The following is a 25,585-nucleotide window of genomic DNA, read 5'->3' on the forward strand; positions in this document are numbered from 1 at the left end:
GGCACCGGCAGTGTCCATGCGGGGATGGGCTGCGCCGGTGATAGGGATTACAGTACAGCATTTGTTCACTTCTCGCACTACTGTTCGAGATACGAACCAAATATTTTGAGTAACGGCACAGGCGCCTTAGCCGCGCTGCGGAAGGCGTGCAGCCAACTCGGCTGCCGCATCGACCAGGACGGGGACGTGGGCCTCCAGCTCCTCGAGGCTCAGGCGGAAGACCGGAACGGCCGTCGCCAGGGAGGCAAAGGCGTGGCCCTGGCTGTTGAGCAGGGGCACCGCCACGGCACGCATGCCGGCCTCGTTCTCCTCATCCATGACCGCGTAGCCGCGGCGGCGCACCTCCTCGATTTCCGCCCGGAACGCGTCCCGGTCGGTGATGGAGCGGGCGGTGAGCGCCTCGAGCGGGAGTTCCGCGAGCAGCCGCTCCCGTTCCGCATCCTCGGCGAATGCCACCAGGGCCTTGCCGACGGCAGTGGTGGACAAGGAGCCCAGGTGGCCCGGATCGCTGGTGACGCGGAAGATCTGCGGCCCGTCCACCTTGCTGACGGTGAGGTGGTGCAGGCCGTCCCGGACGCTGAGGATGGTGGCTTCCCCGGTCTGCTCGGTCACCCGGCGCAGGATGGGCATGGCAGTGCCCGCGAAACCGTGGTGGTTGGAGACCCGCTGGCCCAGCTGGAAGATGCGCAGGCCCAGGTGGTAGCGGCGGCCGTCCGGCTCGTAGTCAACAAAGCCGTCACGGGTCAGGGATCCGAGCAGCCGGTAGGTTGTGCTGAACGGCAGTTCCGCGCGGCGGGAAATTTCCGCGGCGCTGGCACCGCGGGGTTCGTCCCCCAGGAGGACAAGCAGGCCCAGGGCCTTGCCCACCATGTCCGTGCGTTCCGCAGGACGCGCGCCAACCTTCGCCTCCGGGGGCATGGCGTTCACGGGCTCCGTGGCGGCAGGGGCAGCAGCGGATTCTTCATTGGCCGCTGTGGTTTGGTTCACACTCATGGCAATCATGTTGCCACAATGTGAGAGCTATTTCTAGATGGTGATTATTTTCTTGACAGGTGACTGCCCTCACAGTCATAGTTTCTATATCGCACAAGTAGCTCCCACCATGTGGCTACTGACGCCGGGTCTTCTTCCGGACTCCAGCCGCATCGCGCCCCGCCCGCACCAAGGCAGCGGCGGCTGCGACCTCCAGATCCATCCGCGACAATGTCGTCACACCAAAGGAACACCATGAGCCAGACACTTCCGTCCGCCGGGGCGGGTGCCCTCACCCGTGCCGGGACGCCCAGGAAAGCAGCCCTCGCCAGCTTCCTGGGCAGCGCCGTCGAATACTACGACTTCTTCATCTTCGGATCCGCTGCGGCGCTGATCTTCCCCAAGGTCTTCTTCCCCGATGCAGACACCAACGCTGCCATCATGTCCTTCGCCACCTTCGGCTTCGCCTACGTGGCACGTCCCGTGGGCGCCATCATCCTGGGCCACTTCGGCGACCGGGTGGGCCGCCGGAAGGTCCTGATGTTTACCCTGCTGCTCATGGGCGCGTCGACGTTCGTGATCGGCTGCCTCCCCGACTTCCACACGGTCGGCTGGTGGGCCCCGGTCCTGCTGGTGCTGGCCCGCCTGTGCCAGGGCCTCTCCGCCGCCGGTGAGCAGGCCGGCGCCTCGTCCATGACCCTGGAGCACGCTCCGGACAACCAGCGTTCCTTCTTTACGTCCTGGACCCTCACCGGTACCCAGGGCGGCCAGATCCTCGCCGCCCTGGTCTTCATCCCCGTCCTGGCCCTGCCGGATGAGATCAAGTACGGCATCGGCTGGCGCGTCCCGTTCTGGCTCAGCGCCGTCGTGGTCATGGTTGCCTTCTTCATCCGCCGCACGCTGCACGAGCCGCCGGCCTTCGAGGAAGCGCAGAAGAACGCCCAGATCTCCAAGCTCCCGGTGGCCGACCTCCTCAAGGGCCACTGGCGCGACGTCCTGCGTGTTGTCGCCTGCGCCTTCATTGCCGCCGTCTCCACCGTCTTCGGCACCCTGGCCATCAGCTACGCCAAGACCGTGGCCGGAGTGGACGGCACCACCACCCTGTGGCTCGTCGTGGGGGCCAACCTGGTGGCCCTGGGCACCCAGCCGCTCTTCGGGAAGCTCGCGGACAGGATCGGCCGCAAGCCCGTCTTCATTTACGGCGCCGTGGCCAGCGCAATCCTCACCCCGCTGTTCCTGCTCAGCCTGGAATCCCACAGCATCCCGTTGATGTTCGTTGCAGCCATCGGCTTCTTCTCCTTCGGCTACGCCGCCTCCAACGCCGTGTGGCCGTCCTTCTACGCCGAGATGTTCAGCACCAAGGTCCGCTTCTCCGGCCTGGCCATCGGCACCCAGCTCGGGTTCCTGATGGCTGGCTTCGCCCCGGCCATTGTGGCTGCGATGGGCGGCATCCAGGCGGGCGGCTGGGTCCAGATCAGCATCTTCACCGCCATCATCTGCGCCATCGCCGCCGTCTCGGCACTCACGGCCAAGGAGTCCTTCCGGACCCCCACCAACCTGCTGGGCGTGAAGTAGGCGCCGACGTCACACCAGCCCGGTTTAGAGCCGGAAAGCCCGCCATTCCCCCAAATGGCGGGCTTTCCTTCGTGAAAGATGGGCTGCTTCGGAAGCGTCCCGCAGGGCACTTACCCCCGCCCGGTCTCCAGCACCGAGGCCAGGTCAAAATTGACCGGTTCCTCCAATTGCTCATAGGTGCAGGACTCCGGGTCCCGGTCCGGGCGCCAGCGGTTGAACTGGGCCGTGTGGCGGAACCTGTCGCCCTCCATGTGGTCGTAGCGGACCTCCACCACCAGTTCGGGCCGCAGTGGGACGAAGGACAGGTCCTTCCCGGCGCTCCACCTGCTGCCTTCGGCGTTCCGCGGCGTCCGTTCCCCTTCTTCCTGCTTGCCCCACGCCCACGGGTGGCCCTCGAAGCCGGTCACCAGCGGCTGGAGTTCTTCGAACAGTTCCTTGCGGCGCTTCATGGGGAAGGCGCCGATCACGCCCACGCTCGCCAGGCCGCCGTCGTCCTTGTAGAGGCCCAGCAGGAGGGACCCGATAGCATCGGGACCGCTCTTGTGGAGGCGGTATCCTGCCACCACGCAGTCGGCCGTGCGCTCGTGCTTGACCTTGAACATCACCCGCTTGTCCGGCTCGTACCGGCCGTCCAGCCGCTTGGCCACGATGCCGTCCAGCCCGGCGCCCTCGAACTGTTCGAACCACTGCGCGGCCGTGGCTTTGTCCGTGGTGGCAGCTGTGAGATGGACCGGGGCGCTGCTGGCCGCGAGCGCCTTCTCCAGCGCGGCCCGCCGCTCAGAAAAAGGCCTGCCGGTGTAGTCGTCGTCGTCCAGCGCCAGCAGGTCGAACGCCACGAAGCTCGCCGGGGTTTGTTGGGCCAGCAGCTTCACCCGGCTGGCCGCGGGGTGGATGCGCTGCTGCAGGGTGTCGAAATCCAGCCGGTCGCCGGACGCACCGATAAGGATGATCTCGCCGTCCACCACGCAGCGCGGCGGCAGGTTTTCCTTCAGTGCCGCAACGAGCTCCGGGAAGTAGCGGGTCATGGGCTTCTCGTTGCGGCTGCCGATCTCCAGGTCATCACCGTCGCGGAAGATGATGGACCTGAAGCCGTCCCATTTTGGCTCGTAGCTGAGGTCCGCGCTTCCTGGAATGCCGTCAATGCCGCTGACGGCCTTGGCGAGCATGGGCGGGACGGGCGGCATCACGGGAAGTTCCATAGTGCCCATTCTTGCCCGGCCAGCGCCCTGCACGGTAGGGCGGCGCGGCGGCGGAGTGGTTTTCAGCCTGCCAGCAGCCAAACCACCAGCACCAGCACCGGCGCCGCGGCGGCCGTGGAGAGCAGGATGGTTTCCCGCGCCACCGCCACCCCCCTCCCGTACTTGCTGGCGAACAGGAACACGTTCTGGGCCGAGGGAAGCGCCGCCATGAGCACTACGCCCAGCAGCATGTGGTGGTCCAGGTTGAAGAGGAAGCGGCCGACGACGAACGCCACCGCCGGCATCACCGCGGACTTGAGTGCCGTGGCAGTGAGGATTTCGGCCGTGTGGCCGCCGCTTCGAAGCATCTTTGTTCCGTGCAGCGACATCCCGAAGGCCAGGAGCACCACCGGCACTGCAGCACCGCCCAGGAGCGTCAGTGGAGCCATCACCGGAGCCGGAAGCTGCACATGGAACGCGGCCAGGACCACGCCCAGGAGCGAGGCGATGATCATGGGGTTCCGGAAGGGCTGCGTCAGCATGAGCCGGGGCGAAAACCGGCCGGCCTCGGAGAGGTCCAGCAGGGTCAGGACCAGCGGGGCGAACAGGAGCAGCTGGACCAGCAGGACCGGAGCTACGGGAGTGGCGTCCCCCAGGGCATACAGCGTGATGGGGATGCCGATGTTGTTGGCGTTGACGTAGGAGCCCGCCATCGCGCCCACGGCCGTCTCCGCGAGCGGCCGCGGAAACCAGATCCGGCTGGCGGCCACATACAGGAGGGCCGTGATCGCCGCCGTGATCATGGCGAGCGGAACGTATGCGGAGAGGACCACGGAGAGGTCCGATTTCAGCACCACGGTGAAGAGCAGCACCGGGTTGGTGATGAAGAAGGCGGTCCGGGTCAGCGCCGAGATGGTGGGTTCATCGCCCAGGCCGCAGCGTGCGGCGATGTAACCCACGGCAATGACGACGCCGATCACCGCCAGTCCGATCAGCACACCGCCCACGTGGGGTACTTCCTTCCGCTCCCGCCGCATCCTGCCGCGCCGCAGGACAAAGTACTACAAGTCTCAAACTTATCGGACAAGCGGTCCCGACATTGCCAGGTGGGCCGCGTGACCCGCTGCCCCCGGTGTGCGCTGTGTGAAAAGATCAACCATGCACGCAATGCAGCACTCCAGCAAGCTTGAAAACGTCCGGTATGAGCTCCGCGGGCCAGTCCTGCAGGCGGCCAAAAACATGGAGGCCGAAGGGCACCGGATCCTCAAGATGAACCTCGGGGACACGGCGCCGTTCGGCCTGGAAGCACCTGAATCCGTGGTGGTGGACATGATCCACCACCTTCGCGGCGCCCAGGGCTACAGTGACTCCAAGGGCATTTTCACGGCGCGGACCGCCATCTCGCAGTACTACCAGACGCGTGGCCTGATGAACATCGGGGTCGAAGACATCGTGATCGGCAACGGCGTCAGCGAACTGATCTCCATGTGCCTCCAGGCGTTCATGGAGAACGGCGACCAAATTTTGGTCCCGGCACCGGACTACCCTTTGTGGACCGCCGCCGTGACCCTGACGGGCGGAAAACCCGTGCACTACGCCTGCGACGAGGCGGAGAACTGGTGGCCGGACATGGCCGACGTGGAGGCAAAGATCACCAGCCGCACCAAAGGCATCGTGATCATCAACCCGAACAACCCCACCGGCGCCGTCTACCCCCGCCACATCCTGGAGCAGTTCGCGGCGCTGGCCCGGAAGCACAACCTGGTCCTGTTCTCGGATGAGATCTACGAGAAGGTGCTGTATGACGACGCAAAGCATATCCACACCGCGTCCGTGGCTGAGGACCTGTGCTGCCTGACGTTCAGCGGACTGTCCAAGGCCTACCGGATGCCTGGCTACCGGGCAGGATGGGTGGCCATCACCGGACCGCTTGCCGCTACCGCCGCCTACCGTGAAGGCCTTGAGCTGCTTGCCTCGCTGCGCCTTTGCGCCAACGTTCCCGCCCAGCATGCCATCCAAACCTGCCTGGGCGGCTACCAGAGCATCGAGGCGCTGGTGAAACCCGGAGGCCGGCTGCGCGAGCAGCGGGACCTTGCCCATAGACTCCTTACCGCCATTCCCGGCGTGACCTGCGTGCCGGCGTCGGGCGCCATGTACCTGTTCCCGCGCCTGGACCCGGACCTGTATCCCATTGCCAATGACGAAAAATTCGTCCTGGACCTGCTCCGGGACCAAAAGATCCTGGTCTCCCACGGCTCGGCCTTCAACTGGCCCGCGCCGGACCACTTCCGGTTTGTCATCCTCCCCTCGGTGCTGGACATCGAGGAAGCCGTCCGGCGGATTTCCAGCTTCCTGGCCGCCTACCGCAACGGCACGGACGAATAACGCCGGGGACATGTAAGCAGAGGCAGGAAACCGCAGCGGCGCGAAGAACTAACCGGGCGCTAACCACGGGGAAACCGCGTCGCAACATTCCCGGCCCACACTGGGTAGTGCAGGCAAGAGCCGGCACCAGCTCCAGCCAGGAGGCCCCCGATGTTGAAGAAAGCGACCACGCATGTAACCAGAGTCCGCGCCCTGGACCAGCTCCACCGCGGTGACGAAATCGAAGCCCGCCTCTCCGTGGGCCCTTCCTACGACGACGTGGTGATCCGCCGCGGCAGCGTGCAGGAAACGGCGCCCGGCATTGGGGTGGTGTGGATCCTGGACCGGATCACGGGGGTCCGGAAAGCAATCAATACGGACGAATGCACCGTCTGGCGTGTGGCATAGGGACCTGGATGCGGGGCTGCGGGCGTAGTCAGTAAGGACTGCCCGCCACCGGCCCGCCTCCCGGTCAGCCGCCGGCCACGGACTGGATCACCAGTACTTCCTGGCCCGGCGCCACCCTGGTATCCAGGCCCTGCAACCGCCGCACCTCGTCGCCGTTGACGTAGATGTTGACGAACCGGCGCAGCGCACCGGTTTCGTCACGGAGCCGCCGGCCCAGCACCGGGTAGTCGGAGGCCACCGCATCAAGCAGGCTTTCCACCGTCACCGGCCCGTCCGCGGGCGCAGTCAGTACGGACTGCCCGCCGGCCAGGGGCTGCAGGACGCTGGGCAGCAGCAAAGAAATCTCAGGCACCTGCCACCACGGCCGCCCTGACACACAGGACATCAGGCAGGTGGGAGGCCACCTCCCTGAATGTCTCCCCTTCATCCGCACTCGCATAGACCGTCCCGCCCCGCGTACCGAAGTACACGCCGGCGGGATCTGCAGTGTCCACGGACGCCGCGTCCCTGAGCACGCTGTTGTATTCGTGCTCAGGGAGCCCGGTGCTGAGCCGCTTCCAGGTGTTCCCGGCGTCGTCGGTGCGGTGGACGGCAAGCTTTCCGTCGGGCGGGATGCGTTCGCCGTCGGCCTTCAACGGAATAACCCAGGCGGTGCCCTCCCTGCGGGGATGCGTGAGCATGACGAAGCCGAAATCGGCAGGCAGGCCTTCGGCGATGGAGGTCCAGCTGTCCGCATTGTCGTCCGTCCGGTACACCCCATGGTGGTTCTGGGCATAGAGGCGCCCTTCCACGGCGGCATCGGCGGCGATCTTGTGCACGCACTGGCCGAACTCGGGATTGGGGTCCGGCATGAAGTAGGCCGAGATGCCCTTGTTGCGCGCCTCCCAGGAGGTGCCGCCGTCCAGCGAGCGGTAAACGCCGCCGGTACTCATGGCAACGTGCACCGTTTCCCCGGCCGGCTGGACCACGATCGAATGCGCAGCCGCCCCGCCATAGCCCGCTCCCCATTCGCTGCGGTGCGGGTGGTCCCACAAGCCGCGGTTCAGCTCGAAGTGCTCCCCGCCGTCCGTGGATTTCCAGACGGAGATGGGTTCGGCTCCGGCCCATACCACTCCGGGGCGGGACCCGGCGTCCGGATAGATCTGCCAGACCCGCTCCAATGCTGCCCCGGTGTCCTCTGGGAACTTGATGGCGCCCTGTTCCGGCTCGGTCCAGGTGGTGCCGAAGTCGTCGGAGTGGGCAACCGTTGGTCCCCAGTGCGGACTGCGGACACCCACCAGGATGCGCGTGCGGCCTTCCCTGGTATCGATCCCGATGCTGGGGATCTCCGCCATGAGGAAGTGCGGCCCGGTGAAGGACCACTCCTGCCGGTCCCGGCTCGTGGCAAGCCACAGCCCTTTCTTGGTCCCGATTGCCAGGACAAATGATTCTGCGGCCGTTGCCATGCGGACCATGCAACCACCGGATCAGTCACCGCGCAACGTTTCCAGGTGCGCAGGCTCCACATTCACAGAGGCAGGAGTCAGTCCACGAACTCCGACTGCGTCTGGATGAAGTCCCAGTCGGCGACGGTCAGCACGGCGGCGGGATTTCCGGGGTGCGGGCCGCCCGCCTCAGCGATGCCCTGGAGCACCGGAAGGGGCAGTTCCTCCGCATAAAGGTTTTCCCGCAGCCACTCTTTGCTGGCGAGGTCCAGGTCCAGCCACCACATAAAGATTTCCACGAAACCCCTCCTTGCGTCGCTTTAAACGTTAGGCGCGGCCCCTCCGGGGGACAAGGTGCTGCGGCCGGAAGCAGGTGTGTCCGGCCGGGTTTCAAGTACTGGCAGGTAACTTTCCCGGCCAACCCCGTTGAAAGACGAGTATCCCCTACTGGCGACTGCGCAAGGCGGCGCTCCTAGCCTGAAATCTCAAGCAAGCTGACCGTGCTGCTGGGGCATACGGCGTCACCGCTGGCCTTTCCTCGCCATGGTCCGTTTCACACATATATGGGGAGACAAAATGAAACGCACCTTAGCAACAATGGGGGTGATGGGGCTTGGCCTTATCAGCCTCACAGCGCCCGCCATCGCGGCTTCCGACCAGGTGGTGGTCGCCCGCTCAAACGGAAGCGCCCTGATACCGCTGGAGATCAATACCAACGGCGGCACTAACAACGGCGGTGGCAACAACACCGGTGACACCAACAACGGCGGCGGCAACAACATCGGTGGCGGCAACGGCGGCGGCGGCACCAACAACGGTGGCGGCAACGGCGGCGGCGGCACCAACAACGGTGGCGGCAACGGCGGCGGCGGCACCAACAACGGTGGCGGCAACGGCGGCGGCGGCACCAACAACGGTGGCGGCAACGGCGGTGGCGGCACCAACGGCGGCGGCACCGGCGGCACCAACAACGGCGGCGGCAACGGCGGTGGCGGCACCAACGGCGGCGGCACCGGCGGCACCAACAACGGCGGCGGCGGCAACAACGGCGGTGGCGGCACCAACAACGGTGGCGGCAACGGTGGCGGCAACGGCAACGGTGGCGGCAACGGCAACGGCGGCGGCAACAACGGTGGCGGCAACGGCAACGGCGGCGGCAACAACGGTGGCGGCAACGGCGGCGGTGGCGACAATACCGGCGGCGACAATACCGGCGGCAACACCGGCGGCGACAATACCGGCGGCGGCGATACCGGCGGCGACAATACCGGCGGCGACAATACCGGCGGCAACACCGGCGGCGACACAACCGGTGGAACTGCTCCGGCCGCTGTGGCGGCTGTGGCCCCTGCTGCCGCACCCGCGCAGCCGGCGCCCGCCAAGCAGGCTGTTGCCACACCCAAGGCCGCCCCTGCCGCGGCACCCGTCAGCGTTGGCACGAACCAGGGCTACAACGCACAGACGGCTGTGGGAGCACCGGATGGCTTGCCAGGCTGGCTGGTAGGCCTGGGAGCGCTTGCTGCCGCGGGCACCGTGGTGGCAGTACGGCGCCAGTCGCGTCCGCTGCACACTGCCGGCTAGCCGGAACACCGCCACCACCAGTGGCCCCCTGACAAGGAAGGCGTCCTGCCAGTGCCCGGCAGGACGCCTTCCTTCCACCCCCGCCAACCCGTGAGGAGCGCCATGCGGCAGGATCGAAGCCGGCACGCAGCCCCCAGCCGCGGGATGTGGCGGCGCATATGGCGCCGGTGGAACGCCGGTGACCTGGCAATCCTGTGCTGTGGCGTCCTCGCCTTCGTGTCATTCACCCTCGGCGCTCCCCTGTTCCACCCGGCACCGCCACTGGCAATCGGAAATGCCCCCGCTTCGGTTGCCCTCGTTCGTGGCGGCATTCCATCCGCCGCTGGGGCGGCTCCCATTGCGGAGACCGGCCTGCCGGACGCCGCAGCGGCACCCGACCAGGCAGCGGCAGCCCAGGCTCCTGGCGAAACAGCAACGGAAGCGCCTGCGGGACCGGAGCTTCCGGCGGCGTCCCAGCCGGTCCGCATCCGCTACCCGTCGGCCGCCTTCGATGTGCCCGTCCACCCGCTGGACCTGGACAGTGGGGCCCAATACAGCCGGACCATTGAACCTCCCGCCACCAAGGACGGCTACTGGCTCACGCCCTTCGGGGTTCCGGGCAAGGGCTCCGGCAACACCACCTACGTGATTGGCCACAGTTGGGACGGCGCGGATGCTCCCTTCAACCACCTCAGTTCGGCGGCGGCCGTTGGCGACCGCCTGGAGGTGGAAACAGTGGCGGGAACCATCAGCTACCGGGTGGACAGCGTCACGACCTACCTGAAGTCCAGCCTCAAGGACAGCCCCGTCTGGGACATGGTGCCCAACCGGCTGGTCCTCATCAGCTGCTACACCGAGGATCCGTGGGGCAAGAACGTGGTGGTCACGGCATATCCCAGCCTTCCCTAGGCCTCCGGGCCCGCACTCCGGAAGTTTGACGGGCCGAACGAACCTGTTCATGCAGCCGGTGCGGGCGGACAATTGCAGCATGACATGGGAAAACTTCGACGGCGCTCCGCTGCTGACGGGAATCATGCCCAAACAGCACCCGGAGGTACTCCAGACCGCAGCCTCCCTGGCAGCCCGGTTGTCGGCGCCATTGGTCTGCGCGTACGTGGACGAAGCCAGCTACCTGGTGGAATGGGACCCGGCCCGCTCCGCCCACCGGCTTTCCCTGCACCCGGACGCAGATGACGACATGCTGGCGCTGACAACGGAGTTGAAGGCACAGGTCCAGGCTGCGGCGGACAAGGTGCCTTCCGACGGCGGGCCCCTGCAGTGGTCCTTCCGCACCCTTTCAGGCGATCCCGCACGGGCGCTGGCGCAACTGGCCGCCGAACTGGATGCCCCGGTCATCATCGTGGGCACCTCCGAGCGCGGCTTCACGCACCGGCTCTCGGAGGCACTCAACGGATCGGTCGGGCAGTGGCTAAGCCACCACCAAAGCCGCCCCGTGCTTGTGGTTCCATACCGGATGCCGGCCCATGAGGACAGGCCCTGAGCGGCGGATACCGGGGAAAATACGCCTGGAAATGGCGGGCTTAAAGTAAAGCGAAAGTACTTATTCGTGGTGCTGGCGCGCTGCCCGTACCTGCCAGTAAGCTGATTCAAGCAAGGCCGATCCACACGAGTGGAAGCCGGATTTGCCCAAAAGCTGCTCCGGAGTGCGTATCCCCCAATAACGCACTCCGGAGCTTTTTTTGTGCCCGGGATAATGTCCCACGGACGGGTGGGAAGAGTTCCCGGATACCCCTAGGGGGTACTTGCGCTCATACCCCCAAGGGGTATAGGTTGGCTTCATGAACGCTATCGAAGAAGCCGTTGCGGCGGTAGCAGCCGCACCACCGGCCGCGGAGTCCGGCGTTGCAGCCCAACACGGTTACGCAGCCCAGCACGGTTACACGGAAAACAAGGACGCGTACCTTCGCCGCCTGAAGCGCATTGAGGGGCAGGTCCGGGGCATTGCCCGGATGGTGGATGAGGACAAGTACTGCATCGATATCCTCACGCAGGTTGCCGCCGTCACCAAGGCCCTGCACGCCGTCAGCCTGGGGCTGGTTGAGGAACACATCGGCCACTGCGTGGTGGGTGCAGCCTCCGAGCCGGACCCGGCAGCACGCGCTGAAGCCATCGATGCCAAAGTCAAGGAAGCCGCCGACGCCATCGGCCGACTGCTTCGCTGACACCCACCAACACACCCGGAACCCGGCCACCGCCGGCCCAACTGAAGGAGCAAGCCATGAGCACCACCTCCCCCACCACCACGACCATCAGCGTCTCCGGCATGACCTGCGGGCACTGCGTGTCGGCCGTCAGTGAAGAACTTGAAGCCCTCGAAGGCGTTGAAGAGGTCACCGTCGACCTGAACGCCGGCGGGGTCTCCACCGTGACCATCACCTCAAGCAAGGAACTCCCACCCTCCGACATCGGGGAGGCCGTCGCTGAGGCGGGCTACCTGGTAGTCGCCAACGAGGCCTAGAAACCCCTACACCGCGGAAAGCCGACATGAGCCACCAGGAACTGCTCCACCCACCGGGTACCCGGATCGTCGAACTGGACATCGAGGGGATGACCTGCGCGTCCTGCGTCAACCGGGTGGAGAAGAAGCTCGGCAAGCTCGACGGTGTGGCGGCCACCGTCAACCTGCCGCTGGAGTCGGCCTACGTGACGGTCCCCGAGGGCATCACCGACGAACAGCTCACGTCAACGGTCGAGGCAGCCGGGTACAAGGCGAGGGTCCGCCACCGCAGCACTACTGGTGCGGGGGCGCGGCCGGTGGACCCGTCTGCTGAGGTCCACGCTTCGAGTCTCCGCCCGCGCCTGGCCGCCGCTGCGGTGCTGACAGTCCCGGTGTTTTTGGTCAGCATGGTTCCGGCGTTCCAGTTCCCGCACTGGGGCTGGGTGGCAGCGGTCCTGGCGCTGCCGGTGGTCACGTGGGCGGCGTGGCCCTTCCACCAGGCCGCAGCAGTCAATGCCCGCCATCTCGCCTCCACCATGGACACCCTGGTGTCGCTCGGCGTGGCCGCCGCCTACTCCTTCTCCGCCTGGCAGCTGCTGGCGGACCCGCGCATGACGGAGCATCCCAGCATGGAAGGCATGTCCGGCGGCCTGTACTTCGAGGTGGCCGCGGTGGTCACCACCTTCCTTCTCCTGGGCCGGTACCTGGAGGCCAATGCCAAGCAAAAGGCCGGCGACGCCCTCCAGGCCCTGCTGAACCTGGGCGCCAAGGACGCCACCGTCCTGCGCGGCGGCCGGGAAGAGAAAATTCCCGCGGACGGTCTGCAGGTGGGCGACGTCCTGGTGGTAAGGCCGGGTGAAAAGATCGCCACCGACGGTGTGGTGGTGGACGGCGCCTCCGCGGTGGACGCCTCCCTGGTCACGGGTGAGTCCGTCCCCGTCGAGGTGGGGCCGGACAGCCGCGTTACGGGTGCCACCATCAACACCTCCGGCCGCCTGCTGGTCAGGGCAACCCGGGTCGGCTCCGAAACCACACTGGCCCAGATGGCGCGCCTGGTGTCGCAGGCCCAGACCGGCAAGGCCCCCATCGCGCGGCTCGCCGACCGCATCAGCGCCGTCTTCGTACCGGTGGTCCTGGCCATCGCCGCCCTGACGTTCGTGCTCTGGCTCCTCGTCGCAGGCCCGGGCGCCGACGGCAGCCACCTGCGGCAGGCGTTCACGGCCGCCGTCGCAGTGCTGGTGATCGCCTGCCCCTGCGCGCTGGGCCTGGCCACTCCGGTGGGCCTGCTGACCGGAACCGGACGCGGCGCACAGCTGGGCATCCTGATCAAGGGCCCCCAGGTCCTGGAGGACACCCGCACCGTGGACACCATCCTGCTGGACAAGACGGGGACGGTCACCACCGGCGCCCTGGCCGTGGATGCCACGGCCGCGTTCCCCGGCTTCCAGGACCGGGATGTCCTCCGGCTGGCCGGAGCCGTTGAGGCCGCCAGCGAGCACCCGGTTGCGCACGCCATTGCGGCAGCAGCAGTTTCCGCCGCACGCCTGGCGCCCGCAGGGGACGACGGCGGCACCTCGCCTTCAGTGCACCTGCCGCCAGTCCAGGGGTTCAGTTCCGCCCCGGGTGGCGGAGTGTCGGGCACCGTCGAAGGCAGCCACGTGATGGCCGGGCGGAGCAGCTGGCTGCAGCAGAACGGCATTGCCCTGGACGGCGGCCAGCAGGCGCAGTTGGCTGCTGCAGAGGAAGGCGGCGCCACGGCCATCTGCGTGGCAGTGGATGGCACGCCCGCCGGCATCATCAGCCTCAGGGACAGCGTCAAGGAAGGGTCCGCCGCAGCGGTCGCCCGGCTTAAGGCGCTGGGCCTGCGGCCCATCCTGCTGACCGGCGACAATGCCGCCGTCGCCGCCCAGGTGGCTGCCGCCGTCGGCATCGCCGCGGATGACGTCCATGCAGGCGTCCTGCCGGAAGGGAAGGTGGCAGCAGTCCGGGAGCTCCAGGCGGACGGGGCCACGGTGGCCATGGCCGGGGACGGCGTCAATGATGCCGCGGCGCTTGCGCAGGCGGATCTCGGGATTGCGATGGGCTCAGGGACCGATGTGGCCATCGAAGCCGCGGACCTGACGGTGATGGGGAACGACCTCGCCCAGGTGGCCCAGGCCATCGAACTGTCCCGGAAGACCCTGGGCACCATCAAGACCAACCTGTTCTGGGCGTTCTTCTACAACGCCGTGGGGATCCCGGTGGCCGCCCTGGGGCTGCTCAACCCCATGATCGCAGGAGCTGCCATGGCTGCCAGCTCGGTGCTGGTGGTGGCCAACTCTCTGCGGCTGCGCAGCTTCGGCAAGTAGCAGCGCAGGCTCAGGCCGCGCCGTAACGGACCGCGGCGCGCGCCCTGGCCTTGGCCGCTTCGGCCTCCCGGTCCTTCGGCGGCGCCTGCGTCACCAGGGAATCCAGCAGGTGCTGCGTGATGTGGGCTATCTGGTGCACGGCCTCATCAAAGGCCTCCTGGTTGGCCTTGGACGGTTTGGTGCTGCCGCTGACTTTGCGGACATACTGCAGCGCCGCCGCGTGCACTTCCTCGGAGGTGGCGTGCGGCTCAAAGTTGTGAAGGGTTCGGATATTCCGGCACATACCGCCATGCTAGGCTCTTCCAACGCCTGGGATCGACCCCTTTTCATGGTCCCTACCCGGCGTCCATGGGGAGCCCGGCATGGGCAGGGCTGCCCATCGACACTGTTTTGGGGGCCGGGATAGGTTTGAGGCAATGGATCTTCCGGATGAGCCGGGGGGCCACTGGGGAGCCGATCTGGTTCGGATCCACGACCTAACAAGGAGAAACTGATGGCTATTTGGGGTGCAGACGTTGAGCAGCTTCGCCAGCTCGGCAGCAAGCTTCAGGCAGGGGCGTCCGAGATCGAGACGCAGAAGTCCACTCTCACCAAGGTCCTGAGCGGCACTGACTGGAAGGGCCCGGACGCTGATAAGTTCCGCCAGGAGTGGTCCGGAACCCACACCACCATGCTTACCAAGGTTGCCGAGGCGCTGAAGGAAGCCGGCGCGCAGGCCAAGCGCAACGCCGAGCAGCAGAGCCAGGCATCGAACTAGGCTTATCGCCGCATTCCGGCAAGGGGCAGGGACACCAGGTGGTGTCCCTGCCCTTTTGTGTTGGCGTGCGACGCCGGTGCCCGGCTTACGGGACCTGCGCTCCTAAGGGACAGGCTCGACGTCGTTCGCGTGCTCAAGCGGTGACGCCGGCACCTGGGTGCCCTTTCCGCCGTCGTAAGGAGCAATGGTGGCGGGGGAACGCAGCTCGTCGAGCCTTACCAGGATGACCCCGCCGACGATCAGCACCCCGCCCAGGAGTTGGATGGTGCCCGGCAGTTCCCCAAGCAGCAGCCACGCCCAGACCACGGCGAAGAGGACCTCGGTGAGCGACACGAAGGACGCCACCTTGGAACCGAGGGCCCGGGCCGCCATGACGCCCGAGACGTACGCCAACACGGTGGCCAGCACCACCAGCCCGGCAAGCGGCACCCACCACGGCGTAAGCCATGGGCCCAGGGTGGTGTCCGCAGTGCTGAAGGCCATGGGCAGCAGGCCCGTGGCGGCAGCGAGCCACATGGCGGCCGCACCCACCAGCAGGCCGCCGGCAGCCAGCACGATGGGCGGCAGCGTGTCATTTTCCTTTGCCGTGATGAAGAAGTAGATGGCCAGGCAGACCGCGGCAGCCATGCCCCACAGCACCCCCACCAGGTCAACCTTCACGGCTCCGGTGAGGTCAAGGACCAGTACCAGCCCGGCCAGCGACAGCAGCGTCCCGCCGGCCGTGAGGACGCGCGGGCGGCGTCGGCTGGCGGCCCAGAGCCACAGGACGATGATCACCGGGGCCAGGTACTCCAGCAGGAGCGCGACGCCCACGGAGAGCAGGGCCACTGCGTTGAAGTAGAACAACTGGCATGCCGCCACCCCGATGAGTCCGAACAGCATGATGGTGAGCCAGTTGTCCTTCAACTGGCTCCAGCGGCCCCTAAGCGCCCACGCCGCGGGCAGGGCAAGGATCAGGGCAGCTCCCGTCAGGCGGGCAGTCACGGCCGCCCCCGGGGACCAGCCGGTTTCCAGCAGCGACTTGGCGAAGGATCCGGACAGGCCAAAGACGGCGGAGGAGAACAGCGCGACGCCGAGCCCGGAGGCCTGGAAGCCGGGACGCCTGGGGGACAGTTCCGGGGTGGGGGTGTGGTTTTGGGCGGCAGGCACCGTTGCCTCCTGTCAGGAGTAAAGTGGGGTAATGCTCATGACACTACGCTCAGGCGCTGTAAGGAGTCAACATGGTTTTCGCCCCTGACACTGAAGTGGCGCTGCGGACGGTGGTGAACCTCATCAACACGGCCGCGAACGGCAGGGAAGGCCTGGCCTCCGTTGCGGACCTGGACAGCTTCCTGGCCGCGGAGGGTTTTTCCGGCTCCCGGAACCGGGACGCTGCGGAATTGGAAAGCGTGCGGCAGTTGCGCCGTGAACTGTCCGCGGTATGGACGGCCGGTGAGGACGCCGCCGTGGAAACCGTCAACCGGCTGCTGCGGGACGCCAACGCGCTGCCGCAGCTGATGAAGCACGACGGATGGGACTGGCACCTTCATGCCACGGCGCCCGAGGCACCCCTTGCCGACCGGATGAGCACCGAAGCGGCCATGGCCCTGGCTGATGTGATCCGCAGCAAGGAGATGGACAGGCTGCGGATGTGTGAGTCAGAGGACTGCGATGCCGCCGTGCTGGACCTGAGCCGCAACCGGTCCAAGAGGTACTGCGATACCGGCAACTGTGCCAACCGTGCGCATGTTGCTGCTTACCGGGCCCGCCAGGCTGCTGCGGGGTAGGGATTTTCCCGCGCTTTGTCCGGCTGCCGCCGGTAACGGCTAGCGCTGGGGAGTTTCGTCAGTGCCATCGCCGGATGCCGGCGGGTTCTGGTTGCCGGGAGCTCCGAAGCCATGGCTTGGCCCTGCGTGCGGGGATCCTTTGGGCGCCGAACTCAGGTTCACCCCTGATCCCTTGCCCAGGTGTTCGGCGTTCTCCTTGTAGCTCATGGACAGCATTGCGGCGATCACCAGGGTGGCGATGAAGGCGATGCCGGCTGCGGTGAACGCGAGGTCGAACCGGGGTGCACGTGCGCTTCCACCGGAGGCGAAGATCAACACTGCCACGAAGGCGACGACGGCCCAGAATGCCGAAAACATCAGCGGCCCCTTCACCGAGGTCCGCAGCTTGCGCGGTTTTCCTTGATGCTGGTCAGCCACGGTGGTTCCTCCCTGCGGGCGGCGCACGGCCGGCCCGGTTTACGAATTGCGGTGTCGCACCGAATTTTCTACAGAAAGTAGAAGGGCGCTCCCCCTAGTTTACGGCTTCCCTGCGCCGGCACGGGCATCGTGCCGCAGCGTCAGGCCGGAAAGCACCCACAGGACGCCGGAAATAATGGCGCCTCCACCGGCCACGCCCAGCAGGGCATGGGCACCGAGACTGATGAAGAACGGCAGGAGCACCGCGGTTCCAATCCCGATGACGCCGGAAGCAATCCAGTCGCGGGCAAGAACATGGCGGCCCCTGTGCTGCAGGCCGCAGGCAAGCTCCAGGATGCCGGCTGCGCCCAGGCCCAGGGCTGCGATCACCCCGAACAACAGGTCACTGTGCAGGAGGAGCACGGCAAAGCCTGCGCCGGCCAGGACCGCGCCGGCGGCGGACAGCAGCTTTCCGGCCGCCGAGTTCTGCGCGAATCCGGCTGCGGGGACGGTCCGCAGGGAAACCACACCGGCGGCCAGGAGGTAGAGTCCCCCGGCCCAGCCCATGACCTCCACAGACGGTGACGTCCAGAAGACCGTCACGGCGCCAAACACCAGGGCAGCGGCCGCACGGAGCAGGACCGGCTTCCAGAGGTCGTGGCGGGCGGTGGTTCCGGGAGCAGCACCGGCGGGGGTGGATGGTTGTGTCACCGGTCCAGTTTAGTGGGGGCAGCTGGAAGGTCTAACCGGGCCGCGTCAGGCAGAGCCCAGCACCATCCAGCGGTCGGACCGGGCACGCAGGCCCAGCGTCACGGCGCGCGCCGCCATATACCCCAGCGCGAAGGCAACCCAAAGCCATGCGAGCCCGGTGGTGCCGGTGGCACCGGACCAGGCAACCGCTGCCAGCAGCGGCACGTAGACGGCAAGGTTCACCAGCCCCGCCAGCGCGAGGTACCGCGCGTCCCCTGCGCCGATCAGCACACCGTCCAGGACAAAGACATAGCCGGCGATCGGCTGCCCGGCCGCCAGGATCCAGAGGGCAGCGGTGAGTGCCTGCTGCACTTGGGGGTCCGTGGTGAACAGAGCCCCGGCCGAGGGTGCTGCCGCTGCCAGCAGCAGGCCCGTCACCACGCCGAACCCCGCGCCCCAGCGGATCATCGTTCCGGTCAGCAGCCGGGCCCTGGCGGCATGGGACGCGCCGAGCTCCTTGCCAATGAGCGCCTGCGCCGCGATCGCCAGGGCATCCAGCGCGAACGCCAGGAAGGAAAAAATGGTCATGGCCAGCTGGTGGGCGGCAAGGTTGACCTCCCCCTGGGCCGTCACCACCAGCACCGTGGCCAGGATTGCGGCCCGGAGGCTGAGCGTGCGCAGCATCAGCCAGGATCCAACCCGCGTCATGCTGCGGATGCCGCGCCAGCTGGGGAGCAGGCTCACGCCCTGCCGCACTGCGCTGCGCCGCACCATCACCACATAGACAGCCGCCATGGCCCACTGGGCCAGGCTGGTGCCCACCGCGGAACCAGCCACAGACATGCCCAGCCCGTACACAAGCCACAGGTTCAGGACAATATTGACCCCGAAACCGGCCGTGGCCACCACCAGCGGGGTGCGGGTGTCCTGCAGTCCGCGGAGAACACCGGTGCCGGCGAAGATCAAGAGCATTGCCACCAGGCCCGGCATGGACCAGCGGAAGTAATCGACCGCAAAGGTCCGGACGCTGCCCTGGGCCCCCATCAGGTCAATCAGCGGTTCGGCCGCCGCGAAGCCTGCCACGGCGAGGACCACGCCGAGGAGCAATGCCAGCCACACGCCGTCGCGCCCTGCCGCAAGGGCCTTGCCCAACTGCCCGTCACCAATGGCGCGGGCCACGGCGGGCGTGGTGGAGTAGGCCAGGAAGACCATGAGTCCGACGGCGGTCTGGAGCACCGCAGATGCCAGCCCCACTCCCGCGAGCTGCGCAACACCAAGATGTCCCACAATGGCGGAGTCCGCCAGCAGGAAGAGGGGCTCAGCCACCAGCGCGCCAAAGGCAGGGACAGCAAGGCGGAGTATCTCCCGGGCATGGCCTTGGCGGCCGGCCACGGCGGAGGGGGCGGGTTGTTGGGGCACGCTGCCAGCTTAACCGCGGCCGCCGACAACACGCTCCGGAGATGAGAAAGCCCACAGTCCCCCAAAGAATAGTTGACACTTCAACCATTGGTCGGCAAGAGTGGTATCCATGAACCAGTTACGACTCACCACCACCGCCCTCACCGCCCTGCGCATCGTCCTTGGCTTCCTCTTCGCAGCCCACGGATGGCAGAAGTTCAACGAATGGACCATCGCCGGCACCCAGGCATCCTTCGCCAAAATGGGGGTTCCGGCAGCCGGGCTCGTGGCACCCGCCGTCGCCGTCCTGGAACTGGCGGGCGGCGTTGCCCTGATCCTGGGGATCCTCACCCGAGTGGTGGCCGCCCTCCTCGCCCTGGACATGCTGGGCGCCCTTTTCCTGGTGCACGCTCCCGCCGGCATCTTTGCCGCAAACGGCGGCTACGAACTCGTCCTGCTCCTGGCCGCCGCGGCATTCGCGCTGGCGCTCACGGGCGCCGGCCGGCTTTCCCTGGACCGCGCGCTCTTCGGGCGCAGCAACTCGCGGCTGGCCGCCCTCGCCTAGGATCACTTGTCCCACCGGGTGCGACGGCGGCAGGTCACCCAAGGTGGCCGGCCGCCGTCGGGCTTTAATCGCGGCACTCCCGCCGGGAAGTTTGTTTCAGGCCCAACCGGCCAGTAACCGTGGCCCTCAGTAAGATCGCAGCATGACTGAGACCGGCCGCGCCAACTCCGTGACCCTCCGCTTCCTCGCTGCCCCCACCGACGTGGGGCACAGCGGCTCCGTGGACGCAGGCACGGTGCTTGAGTGGGTGGACAAAGCCGCCTATGCCGCGGCAGTGGGATGGGCCAAGTCCTACTGCGTCACCGCGTACGTGGGAAACATCCACTTCGCCGATCCCGTCAACAGCGGCGACATGGTGGAGGTGGAAGCGACCATCGTCTACACCGGCCGGTCCTCAATGCACATCCATACCGTGGTTTCCTCGGGTGACCCCAAAGGCGGCCCTGCCACCATGCGCAGCCAGTGCATGGTGATCTTCGTTGCTGTCGGCCCGGACGGCAGGCCCATCCCGGTGCAGCAGTTCGAACCCCAAACCCCGGCCGAGATCGAGCAACGGGACCACGCGCTGGCCAGGATCAAGGTCCGCGAGCAGATCGTGGAAGCCATGAACCGGCAGGAATATACCGACGCCGGTACGGCCGAGCGGGTGACGCTGCGGTTCATGGCCGCCCCCACGGACGTGAACTGGGGCGGCAAGGTCCACGGCGGCATTGTCATGAAGTGGATCGACGAGGCCGCTTACGTGTGCGCTTCCCGTTACTGCGGCAGGGATACCGTGGCTGTCTTCTCCGGCGGCGTGCGCTTCTACCGGCCGCTGCTGATTGGCCATGTTGTGGAGGTTGAGGCCCGGCTGGTTTACACCGGGACCAAGGGAATGCACATCGCCGTCCATGTCCGTTCGGGCGATCCGAAAGGCCGTGAACTGGCCCTCACCACATACTGCCTCACCGTGATGGTGGCGCGCGACGACGAGGGCAACTCCGTGCCCGTCCCCGCCTGGGTGCCGGTCAGCGAGGAGGACAAGCGGCTCCACGCCCACGCCCGCGAACTCCTGGAGATCCGGGGAACAGCGCCCGGCAACCGCCTGCCGAACCACCTGCTGGCCGCCGCAGGGCCTGCCGGCGGGGGAACCGGCGCCCGCCGGGATACTTAGAAGCCGCCGCCGGTATCGCCGGCCATGTTGGCGAAGCGGGAGTAGTGGCCCTGGAAGGCCACCACAATGTCCTTGGTGGGACCGTTACGGTGTTTGGCCACAAGGATGTCCGCTTCTCCGGCACGGGGTGATTCCTTGTCGTAGACGTCCTCGCGGTGAAGCAGGATCACCATGTCCGCGTCCTGCTCGATGGAGCCGGACTCGCGGAGGTCGGACACCATGGGCCGCTTGTCCTGCCGCTGTTCCGATCCACGGTTCAGCTGGGACAGCGCGATCACGGGGACCTGGAGTTCCTTGGCCAGGAGCTTGAGCGCACGCGAAAACTCGGAGACTTCCTGCTGGCGGGACTCCACCTTCTTTCCCGAGCTCATGAGCTGCAGGTAGTCCAGGATGACCAGCTTGAGGTCGTGCTGCTGCTTCAGGCGGCGGCATTTGGCCCGGATTTCCATCAGGGACATGTTGGGGCTGTCATCAATGAACAGCGGTGCATCATTCATCCGGCCCATGGTGGTGGCGATCTTGGACCACTGTTCGTCCTTGATGGTGCCCTTGCGGAGGTCCTGGAGACCAATGGTGGCCTCGGCAGACAGCAGGCGCATGGCGATCTCATTCCGGCCCATTTCCAGCGAAAACATGACGGTGGCGAGGTTGTTCTTGATGGCTGCGGAACGGGCGAAGTCCAGTGCGAACGTCGACTTACCGACGGCCGGGCGGGCGGCGATGACGATCATCTGCCCCGGGTGGAGCCCGTGGGTCAGCTCGTCGAGCTCATAGAACCCGGTGGGCACACCCGTCATGCCCTCTCCACGGTGGCCGGACGCCTCGATTTCGTCCACCGTGGACTCCATCACGTCCTTCAGTACCACGTAGTCCTCCGCGGTGCGGCGCTCCGCTACCGCGTAAACCTCCGCCTGCGCCTGGTTGACCAGGTCCTCCACCTCGCCGTCCGACCCGTACCCCAGCTGGACGATCTTGGTTCCGGCGTTCACCAGCCGGCGGAGCACTGCCCGTTCGGCCACGATCTCGGCGTAGTAGCCCGCGTTGGCTGCCGTGGGAACGGTCTGGATCAGTTCGTGCAGGTAGGCAGGGCCGCCGATCCTGTTGATCTCGGCGCGCTTGGTCAGCTCATCGGAGACGGTGACGGCATCGGCGGGCTCCCCCCGGCCGTAGAGGTCAATGATGGCCTCGTAGATGGTCTCGTGCGCGGGACGGTAGAAATCCTGCCCGCGGAGGATCTCAACGACATCTGCGATGGCATCCTTGGACAGCATCATGCCGCCCAGGACCGACTGTTCGGCCGCGATGTCCTGGGGAGGTTTCCGGCTGGCGTCCGATCCACGGGTTGTCTCGACAGGGTCCAGATGCGCGATTGACAAAGCTGCCGTCCTCAATTTATGCCCGGCCTGGCGGCCCGGCGATCCATCCTGTTCGCGGCACCCGGTAACCGGCTCCGCCACCTGCCCAGGTCTACCCGCTGGCCCTGACAATCAAGCGCCGGCGGCTCCGGATGCCCGGCTCCGCAGGAGTTATCCCCACTATCCACAGCTTTTCCACAGAGACCTGCAGGAGGCCGTCCGCCGGGCTGAAAACCGGTGCAGGCATACCCTGTTTTGACCGCGGAGAACAGGTACCCCGCTACGCTAACCGCCCTGGCGCCAGCCGCAAAGCCAGCATGCCGCAGGGGCTGTGGATAACCTGTGCAGTACCGGGCATACCTTGTGCACAGTCTGTGGGGAACACTGTGGATATCAAAGTTTTTTGTCGCCGCTTCCGCCTCTGACCTGCGGAAACACTTGGGACAGCATGTGGAGTAAATATTTCTTCCAAGGAATTTCATCCACAGGCCATTGTTGGCACCACTCGCGGAAAGCGGAGGTAAGGCCGGGCCGGGAGCACTTCGATCGGCGCTGTGGCACTACTCATATTCCCGTCAGGGAGTTTGACCCACACCAGCGGGGCGCTGTATGCGAAGCAGTGAATATGCTGTGGATAACCACGATCTGGATTAAGCTCTAGGTATGGGCGATCTACTGCTGGTGCTGTTGCCTGCGATAGTTTTGGTGGCGCTCATCTGGGGCATTGCCACAGCCCTGCGGCCGCGTGGTGCGGGCACCTCTGAAGCCGAAAAATACCAGCACGAACTTGCCGTGCGGTCTGCCCGGCATTACGCAGCCCAGGTCGAGGCGGCCACCGCCGCCCGCGCCCGGCTGGAGGCGGCTACCCACCCAAGCCAAAACAGGCAGCAGCACATCCAACAGCAGGAACACGGCTGGGCGGATGACCAGCAAAGCAATCGCACCTGGCGAGGGCCAGGAAGTACATAGAACGGCTCGTGAAAATGGAATCGCTTGTGGTCCCGGTCCTTATCCTGCTCGCCGTGGTTGCGGGAGTCACCGTGGCCTACCGCGCGGCCACCAGGCGGAGGGCCGCACATACTGCCTCCCAGTCCCAGCCCGCTGCCACCCCACAGGAGCTGGCCCGGGCTGCGGCAGACCGGCTGTCGGAAGACGAACACCGGCGGCTTTATGCCCTGATTGCCCAGGGCCAGGCCATGGCTGCCATCAAGCTCTACTACGAAATCACGGGCGACGGGCTTCGGGCCTCCCGTGACGCCGTCGGGGCCCTGGCGGCCCATCCCCAGCCCTACCGGAGCCCCGAGTCGGCGCAGGCACCCGAGGCCGACGACGACGAGCCCCAGCGGTTTCCTTACCGCTACCGGGCGATCGCCAGCAAGGGCGACGTCACCCGCGAAGTGAGCAGCAACATGCTCAACGACGAGATCTATGGCAGGATCCGCACCCTTGCCCGCAGTGGCGACACCGAAGCGGCAGCCACTGCACTGTCCAAGCATTCTGATATCTCCATGAAGCAGGCCCGCGAGTTCATTGCGCTGCTGGACGACTGACACCTGCCAATTGAAACGGCTGTACGGCCGGGCTCCCATTCCTGCGAATGGGTCCCGGCCGTACTTGTCCTGTATGCCTTGCCTGGCTCAGGATGAAGATGGGCTGGCTGCCGCCCGCCTACCCGGCACCGCCGGTGGAATCGTAGTAGTGCCAGTACCGGCTTGTGGCATTCACGTCAGCGAGCACCAGCAGGCCGCTGTTGGCCGTGCCCCGCGCAACACTGTTGACGTTCTGCTTGGTCGACGTGACGTTATGGACGTACTGGTCGGCGTCAACGATGCGGGCCGTCTTGGTGGTGCTGAAGCTGATGTTGTCCAGGGACGTGGATTTCTCGTAGATGGCCCCGCCGGAACTCGTGCATACCCCGGCATTCGTTGTGCCACCCGGCTTCGGATAGGTAGCGAAGGTACGCAGCTTGCGCGCTGCCTCGTCGATCATGACGATCACCCTGTTCGGGCACTCAGACACTGTCGCAATCGTGTGTGCAGACCATGTCGACGTAGACGTATTCAGTGCCAGCAACTGGATCAGCGGCTGGGACGCCGAGGTGTACGAGGTTTTGATTGCGGCAAAAACCTTGTCTGTTGAGGCATCCAGCCACTTCAGGTTCATGTGGTCGTCGCCGCTCCGCTGCCCCTTCACCGCCGCCACAGGAGTGGTCCAGGTGGTCTTCGACGCTCCGTCGACGTGGTAGCTCCAGTACATGCCGTCAGTGGAGTCCCCCACCTGCCTGCTCCACATCACACCGATCTTGTTCCCGCTGAACGCGATGACCGCTGAGTTATCGTCCACGGACACATTGCTCAACGACGCCGGATGGGCAAACGGGGTGCCCCACGTGGCGCCGTCCGTGCCGGTGACGTTCATATAGATCCGATTGCCCTGCTGCCACGTGGCCCACACCCGGCCGGTTGAGTCCTTATCAATGGAGATGGTTTCAGTTTTTTGGTTGTTGATTTGGCTGGATCCCAGGCTCGTGTACGACTTGGTGCTCGAGTTGTAGCTGTACCGCCGCATAGTCGTGGGGAAGTTCGGTTCGGACGGCAGGCCGTCATTGACGAACCGGAAGCTCGCGACATACAGGGTCTTCCCGTCCCACAACACGTCATGGTGGGTGTTCGCCCGGGACTCCGTCACCACACCTGTACTCGTCCACGAACTTGTCGAGGCATTAAACCGGAAGATGCGGAAAGTGGAACTGCCGGCGTCCCAAAGGTTCCCCCACCAGGTCCCGTCGTTGAACCACAGCGAATTCGTCTGCCGTTTGGTCCCGGTGGGCGTTGCCGTCCCGGAGTGGGACGGGCCCTGGACGCCTACATCACCGGTAGCGGCGGAGGCGGCCAACGGCGCCACCAGACCACCAAGCACAAGCAGCAGCGCCGTCAGCAGTGCGGGAAACGCCAGTCGGCGTTGACGCATGCGGCGGCCCTCGGGACCGGCAGGTCCCCATCTAAGAAAGGGCCGGGAAGCCCCGGCACCCCGATCATGCTCGTCCACGTTGGATATTGGATGGTCTCTCAACTTCACTCCCCGGTGTTGAATTATCAGTCAACCCCCAGATTGCTCAGTGTTGGCGGTGGAAGGATCAATAGCAATCCCCGGACCGCCCCCTAAAACCCGCGGCCCGGGTCCCCTAACCCCGAAACCACGGGGTCCGGCACCGGGGG

Annotated in this window: 28 protein-coding genes; 15 read left to right on the forward strand and 13 right to left on the reverse strand. The window is 66.3% G+C overall.

Annotated elements, in window-relative coordinates:
- Positions 1–126: 126 nt before the first annotated feature.
- Entirely contained in the window at positions 127–918 is a 792-nt protein-coding gene (locus LDO14_RS20130; RefSeq protein ID WP_051081380.1) for an IclR family transcriptional regulator, read from the reverse strand.
- Positions 919–1,227: 309 nt separating this feature from the next.
- Here LDO14_RS20130 and LDO14_RS20135 point away from each other — a divergent pair, with 309 nt between their 5' ends.
- Positions 1,228–2,547, forward strand: coding sequence for an MFS transporter (locus LDO14_RS20135; protein WP_018769806.1), 1,320 nt, complete (start codon positions 1,228–1,230; stop codon positions 2,545–2,547).
- 110 nt (positions 2,548–2,657) lie between these two features.
- On the opposite strand, the gene LDO14_RS20140 is transcribed toward LDO14_RS20135, so the two are convergent.
- Together LDO14_RS20140 and LDO14_RS20145 are read right to left on the reverse strand one after the other, a co-directional pair.
- Complete coding sequence (locus LDO14_RS20140; protein ID WP_018769807.1) at positions 2,658–3,746, reverse strand: ATP-dependent DNA ligase; 1,089 nt, start codon at positions 3,744–3,746, stop codon at positions 2,658–2,660.
- Between the two features lie 62 nt (positions 3,747–3,808).
- Positions 3,809–4,732 (reverse strand): AEC family transporter, encoded by a 924-nt coding sequence (locus tag LDO14_RS20145; RefSeq protein WP_018769808.1) that lies wholly within the window; start codon positions 4,730–4,732, stop codon positions 3,809–3,811.
- Positions 4,733–4,883: 151 nt separating this feature from the next.
- On the opposite strand from LDO14_RS20145, the gene LDO14_RS20150 reads away from it, so the two are divergent.
- Complete coding sequence (locus LDO14_RS20150; protein ID WP_056392398.1) at positions 4,884–6,110, forward strand: pyridoxal phosphate-dependent aminotransferase; 1,227 nt, start codon at positions 4,884–4,886, stop codon at positions 6,108–6,110.
- Positions 6,111–6,260: 150 nt separating this feature from the next.
- Positions 6,261–6,497 (forward strand): hypothetical protein, encoded by a 237-nt coding sequence (locus tag LDO14_RS20155; RefSeq protein ID WP_056392396.1) that lies wholly within the window; start codon positions 6,261–6,263, stop codon positions 6,495–6,497.
- A gap of 64 nt (positions 6,498–6,561) precedes the next feature.
- Here the strand turns inward: LDO14_RS20155 and LDO14_RS20160 are convergent, their stop codons facing one another.
- From LDO14_RS20160 to LDO14_RS20170, 3 genes are all read right to left on the reverse strand, one after another.
- Positions 6,562–6,849, reverse strand: a complete 288-nt coding sequence (locus LDO14_RS20160; RefSeq protein WP_026265850.1) for a MoaD/ThiS family protein — start codon at positions 6,847–6,849, stop codon at positions 6,562–6,564.
- A complete protein-coding gene (locus LDO14_RS20165; RefSeq protein ID WP_223993138.1) occupies positions 6,842–7,951 on the reverse strand; it encodes a glycoside hydrolase in 1,110 nt (369 codons plus the stop codon). The genes LDO14_RS20160 and LDO14_RS20165 overlap by 8 nt, the downstream gene beginning before the upstream one ends.
- A gap of 68 nt (positions 7,952–8,019) precedes the next feature.
- Positions 8,020–8,220, reverse strand: a complete 201-nt coding sequence (locus tag LDO14_RS20170) for a hypothetical protein (protein WP_018769813.1) — start codon at positions 8,218–8,220, stop codon at positions 8,020–8,022.
- Positions 8,221–8,497: 277 nt separating this feature from the next.
- On the opposite strand from LDO14_RS20170, the gene LDO14_RS20175 reads away from it, so the two are divergent.
- The 6 genes from LDO14_RS20175 to LDO14_RS20200 all read left to right on the forward strand — a co-directional run bounded on the left by LDO14_RS20175 (position 8,498) and on the right by LDO14_RS20200 (position 14,287).
- The gene (locus LDO14_RS20175; protein WP_223993142.1) at positions 8,498–9,502 is read left to right on the forward strand and encodes a hypothetical protein; all 1,005 of its coding nucleotides are present in this window, start codon (positions 8,498–8,500) and stop codon (positions 9,500–9,502) included.
- Between the two features lie 102 nt (positions 9,503–9,604).
- Positions 9,605–10,390 (forward strand): class F sortase, encoded by a 786-nt coding sequence (locus LDO14_RS20180; RefSeq protein ID WP_026265852.1) that lies wholly within the window; start codon positions 9,605–9,607, stop codon positions 10,388–10,390.
- Between the two features lie 79 nt (positions 10,391–10,469).
- On the forward strand, positions 10,470–10,982 hold the full coding sequence (locus tag LDO14_RS20185) for a universal stress protein (protein ID WP_026265853.1): 513 nt from the start codon (positions 10,470–10,472) through the stop codon (positions 10,980–10,982).
- Positions 10,983–11,280: 298 nt separating this feature from the next.
- On the forward strand, positions 11,281–11,664 hold the full coding sequence (locus LDO14_RS20190; protein WP_018769816.1) for a metal-sensitive transcriptional regulator: 384 nt from the start codon (positions 11,281–11,283) through the stop codon (positions 11,662–11,664).
- Positions 11,665–11,720: 56 nt separating this feature from the next.
- Complete coding sequence (locus tag LDO14_RS20195) at positions 11,721–11,960, forward strand: heavy metal-associated domain-containing protein (protein WP_018769817.1); 240 nt, start codon at positions 11,721–11,723, stop codon at positions 11,958–11,960.
- Between the two features lie 26 nt (positions 11,961–11,986).
- On the forward strand, positions 11,987–14,287 hold the full coding sequence (locus tag LDO14_RS20200) for a heavy metal translocating P-type ATPase (RefSeq protein WP_223993144.1): 2,301 nt from the start codon (positions 11,987–11,989) through the stop codon (positions 14,285–14,287).
- 10 nt (positions 14,288–14,297) lie between these two features.
- On the opposite strand, the gene LDO14_RS20205 is transcribed toward LDO14_RS20200, so the two are convergent.
- Positions 14,298–14,570: a DUF2277 domain-containing protein gene (locus LDO14_RS20205; RefSeq protein WP_018769819.1), complete on the reverse strand. Its 273-nt coding sequence runs from the start codon at positions 14,568–14,570 to the stop codon at positions 14,298–14,300.
- Positions 14,571–14,780: 210 nt separating this feature from the next.
- Between LDO14_RS20205 and LDO14_RS20210 the strand changes: the two genes are divergently transcribed.
- Positions 14,781–15,044: a WXG100 family type VII secretion target gene (locus tag LDO14_RS20210; RefSeq protein WP_018769820.1), complete on the forward strand. Its 264-nt coding sequence runs from the start codon at positions 14,781–14,783 to the stop codon at positions 15,042–15,044.
- A gap of 102 nt (positions 15,045–15,146) precedes the next feature.
- Here the strand turns inward: LDO14_RS20210 and LDO14_RS20215 are convergent, their stop codons facing one another.
- Positions 15,147–16,157, reverse strand: coding sequence for an EamA family transporter (locus tag LDO14_RS20215; protein WP_043425035.1), 1,011 nt, complete (start codon positions 16,155–16,157; stop codon positions 15,147–15,149).
- Positions 16,158–16,264: 107 nt separating this feature from the next.
- Between LDO14_RS20215 and LDO14_RS20220 the strand changes: the two genes are divergently transcribed.
- Positions 16,265–16,810 (forward strand): CGNR zinc finger domain-containing protein, encoded by a 546-nt coding sequence (locus LDO14_RS20220; RefSeq protein WP_018769822.1) that lies wholly within the window; start codon positions 16,265–16,267, stop codon positions 16,808–16,810.
- Positions 16,811–16,849: 39 nt separating this feature from the next.
- On the opposite strand, the gene LDO14_RS20225 is transcribed toward LDO14_RS20220, so the two are convergent.
- From LDO14_RS20225 to LDO14_RS20235, 3 genes are all read right to left on the reverse strand, one after another.
- The gene (locus LDO14_RS20225; protein ID WP_018769823.1) at positions 16,850–17,227 is read right to left on the reverse strand and encodes a hypothetical protein; all 378 of its coding nucleotides are present in this window, start codon (positions 17,225–17,227) and stop codon (positions 16,850–16,852) included.
- Between the two features lie 99 nt (positions 17,228–17,326).
- The gene (locus LDO14_RS20230) at positions 17,327–17,917 is read right to left on the reverse strand and encodes a hypothetical protein (protein WP_018769824.1); all 591 of its coding nucleotides are present in this window, start codon (positions 17,915–17,917) and stop codon (positions 17,327–17,329) included.
- Between the two features lie 45 nt (positions 17,918–17,962).
- On the reverse strand, positions 17,963–19,315 hold the full coding sequence (locus LDO14_RS20235; protein WP_223993146.1) for an MATE family efflux transporter: 1,353 nt from the start codon (positions 19,313–19,315) through the stop codon (positions 17,963–17,965).
- 109 nt (positions 19,316–19,424) lie between these two features.
- Between LDO14_RS20235 and LDO14_RS20240 the strand changes: the two genes are divergently transcribed.
- Complete coding sequence (locus tag LDO14_RS20240) at positions 19,425–19,859, forward strand: DoxX family protein (RefSeq protein WP_026265854.1); 435 nt, start codon at positions 19,425–19,427, stop codon at positions 19,857–19,859.
- Between the two features lie 142 nt (positions 19,860–20,001).
- Complete coding sequence (locus LDO14_RS20245; RefSeq protein WP_018769827.1) at positions 20,002–21,012, forward strand: acyl-CoA thioesterase; 1,011 nt, start codon at positions 20,002–20,004, stop codon at positions 21,010–21,012.
- On the opposite strand, the gene dnaB is transcribed toward LDO14_RS20245, so the two are convergent.
- Complete coding sequence (dnaB, locus tag LDO14_RS20250) at positions 21,009–22,388, reverse strand: replicative DNA helicase (protein ID WP_018769828.1); 1,380 nt, start codon at positions 22,386–22,388, stop codon at positions 21,009–21,011. The genes LDO14_RS20245 and dnaB overlap by 4 nt on opposite strands.
- A gap of 642 nt (positions 22,389–23,030) precedes the next feature.
- Here dnaB and LDO14_RS20255 point away from each other — a divergent pair.
- Positions 23,031–23,336, forward strand: coding sequence for a hypothetical protein (locus tag LDO14_RS20255; RefSeq protein WP_018769829.1), 306 nt, complete (start codon positions 23,031–23,033; stop codon positions 23,334–23,336).
- A gap of 14 nt (positions 23,337–23,350) precedes the next feature.
- A complete protein-coding gene (locus LDO14_RS20260; RefSeq protein WP_018769830.1) occupies positions 23,351–23,917 on the forward strand; it encodes a hypothetical protein in 567 nt (188 codons plus the stop codon).
- Positions 23,918–24,035: 118 nt separating this feature from the next.
- Here the strand turns inward: LDO14_RS20260 and LDO14_RS20265 are convergent, their stop codons facing one another.
- Positions 24,036–25,337, reverse strand: coding sequence for a hypothetical protein (locus LDO14_RS20265; protein WP_018769831.1), 1,302 nt, complete (start codon positions 25,335–25,337; stop codon positions 24,036–24,038).
- Between the last annotated feature and the right edge of the window lie 248 nt (positions 25,338–25,585).

The sequence above is a fragment of the Arthrobacter sp. NicSoilB11 genome, from assembly GCF_019977375.1.
Lineage (GTDB): Bacteria > Actinomycetota > Actinomycetes > Actinomycetales > Micrococcaceae > Arthrobacter.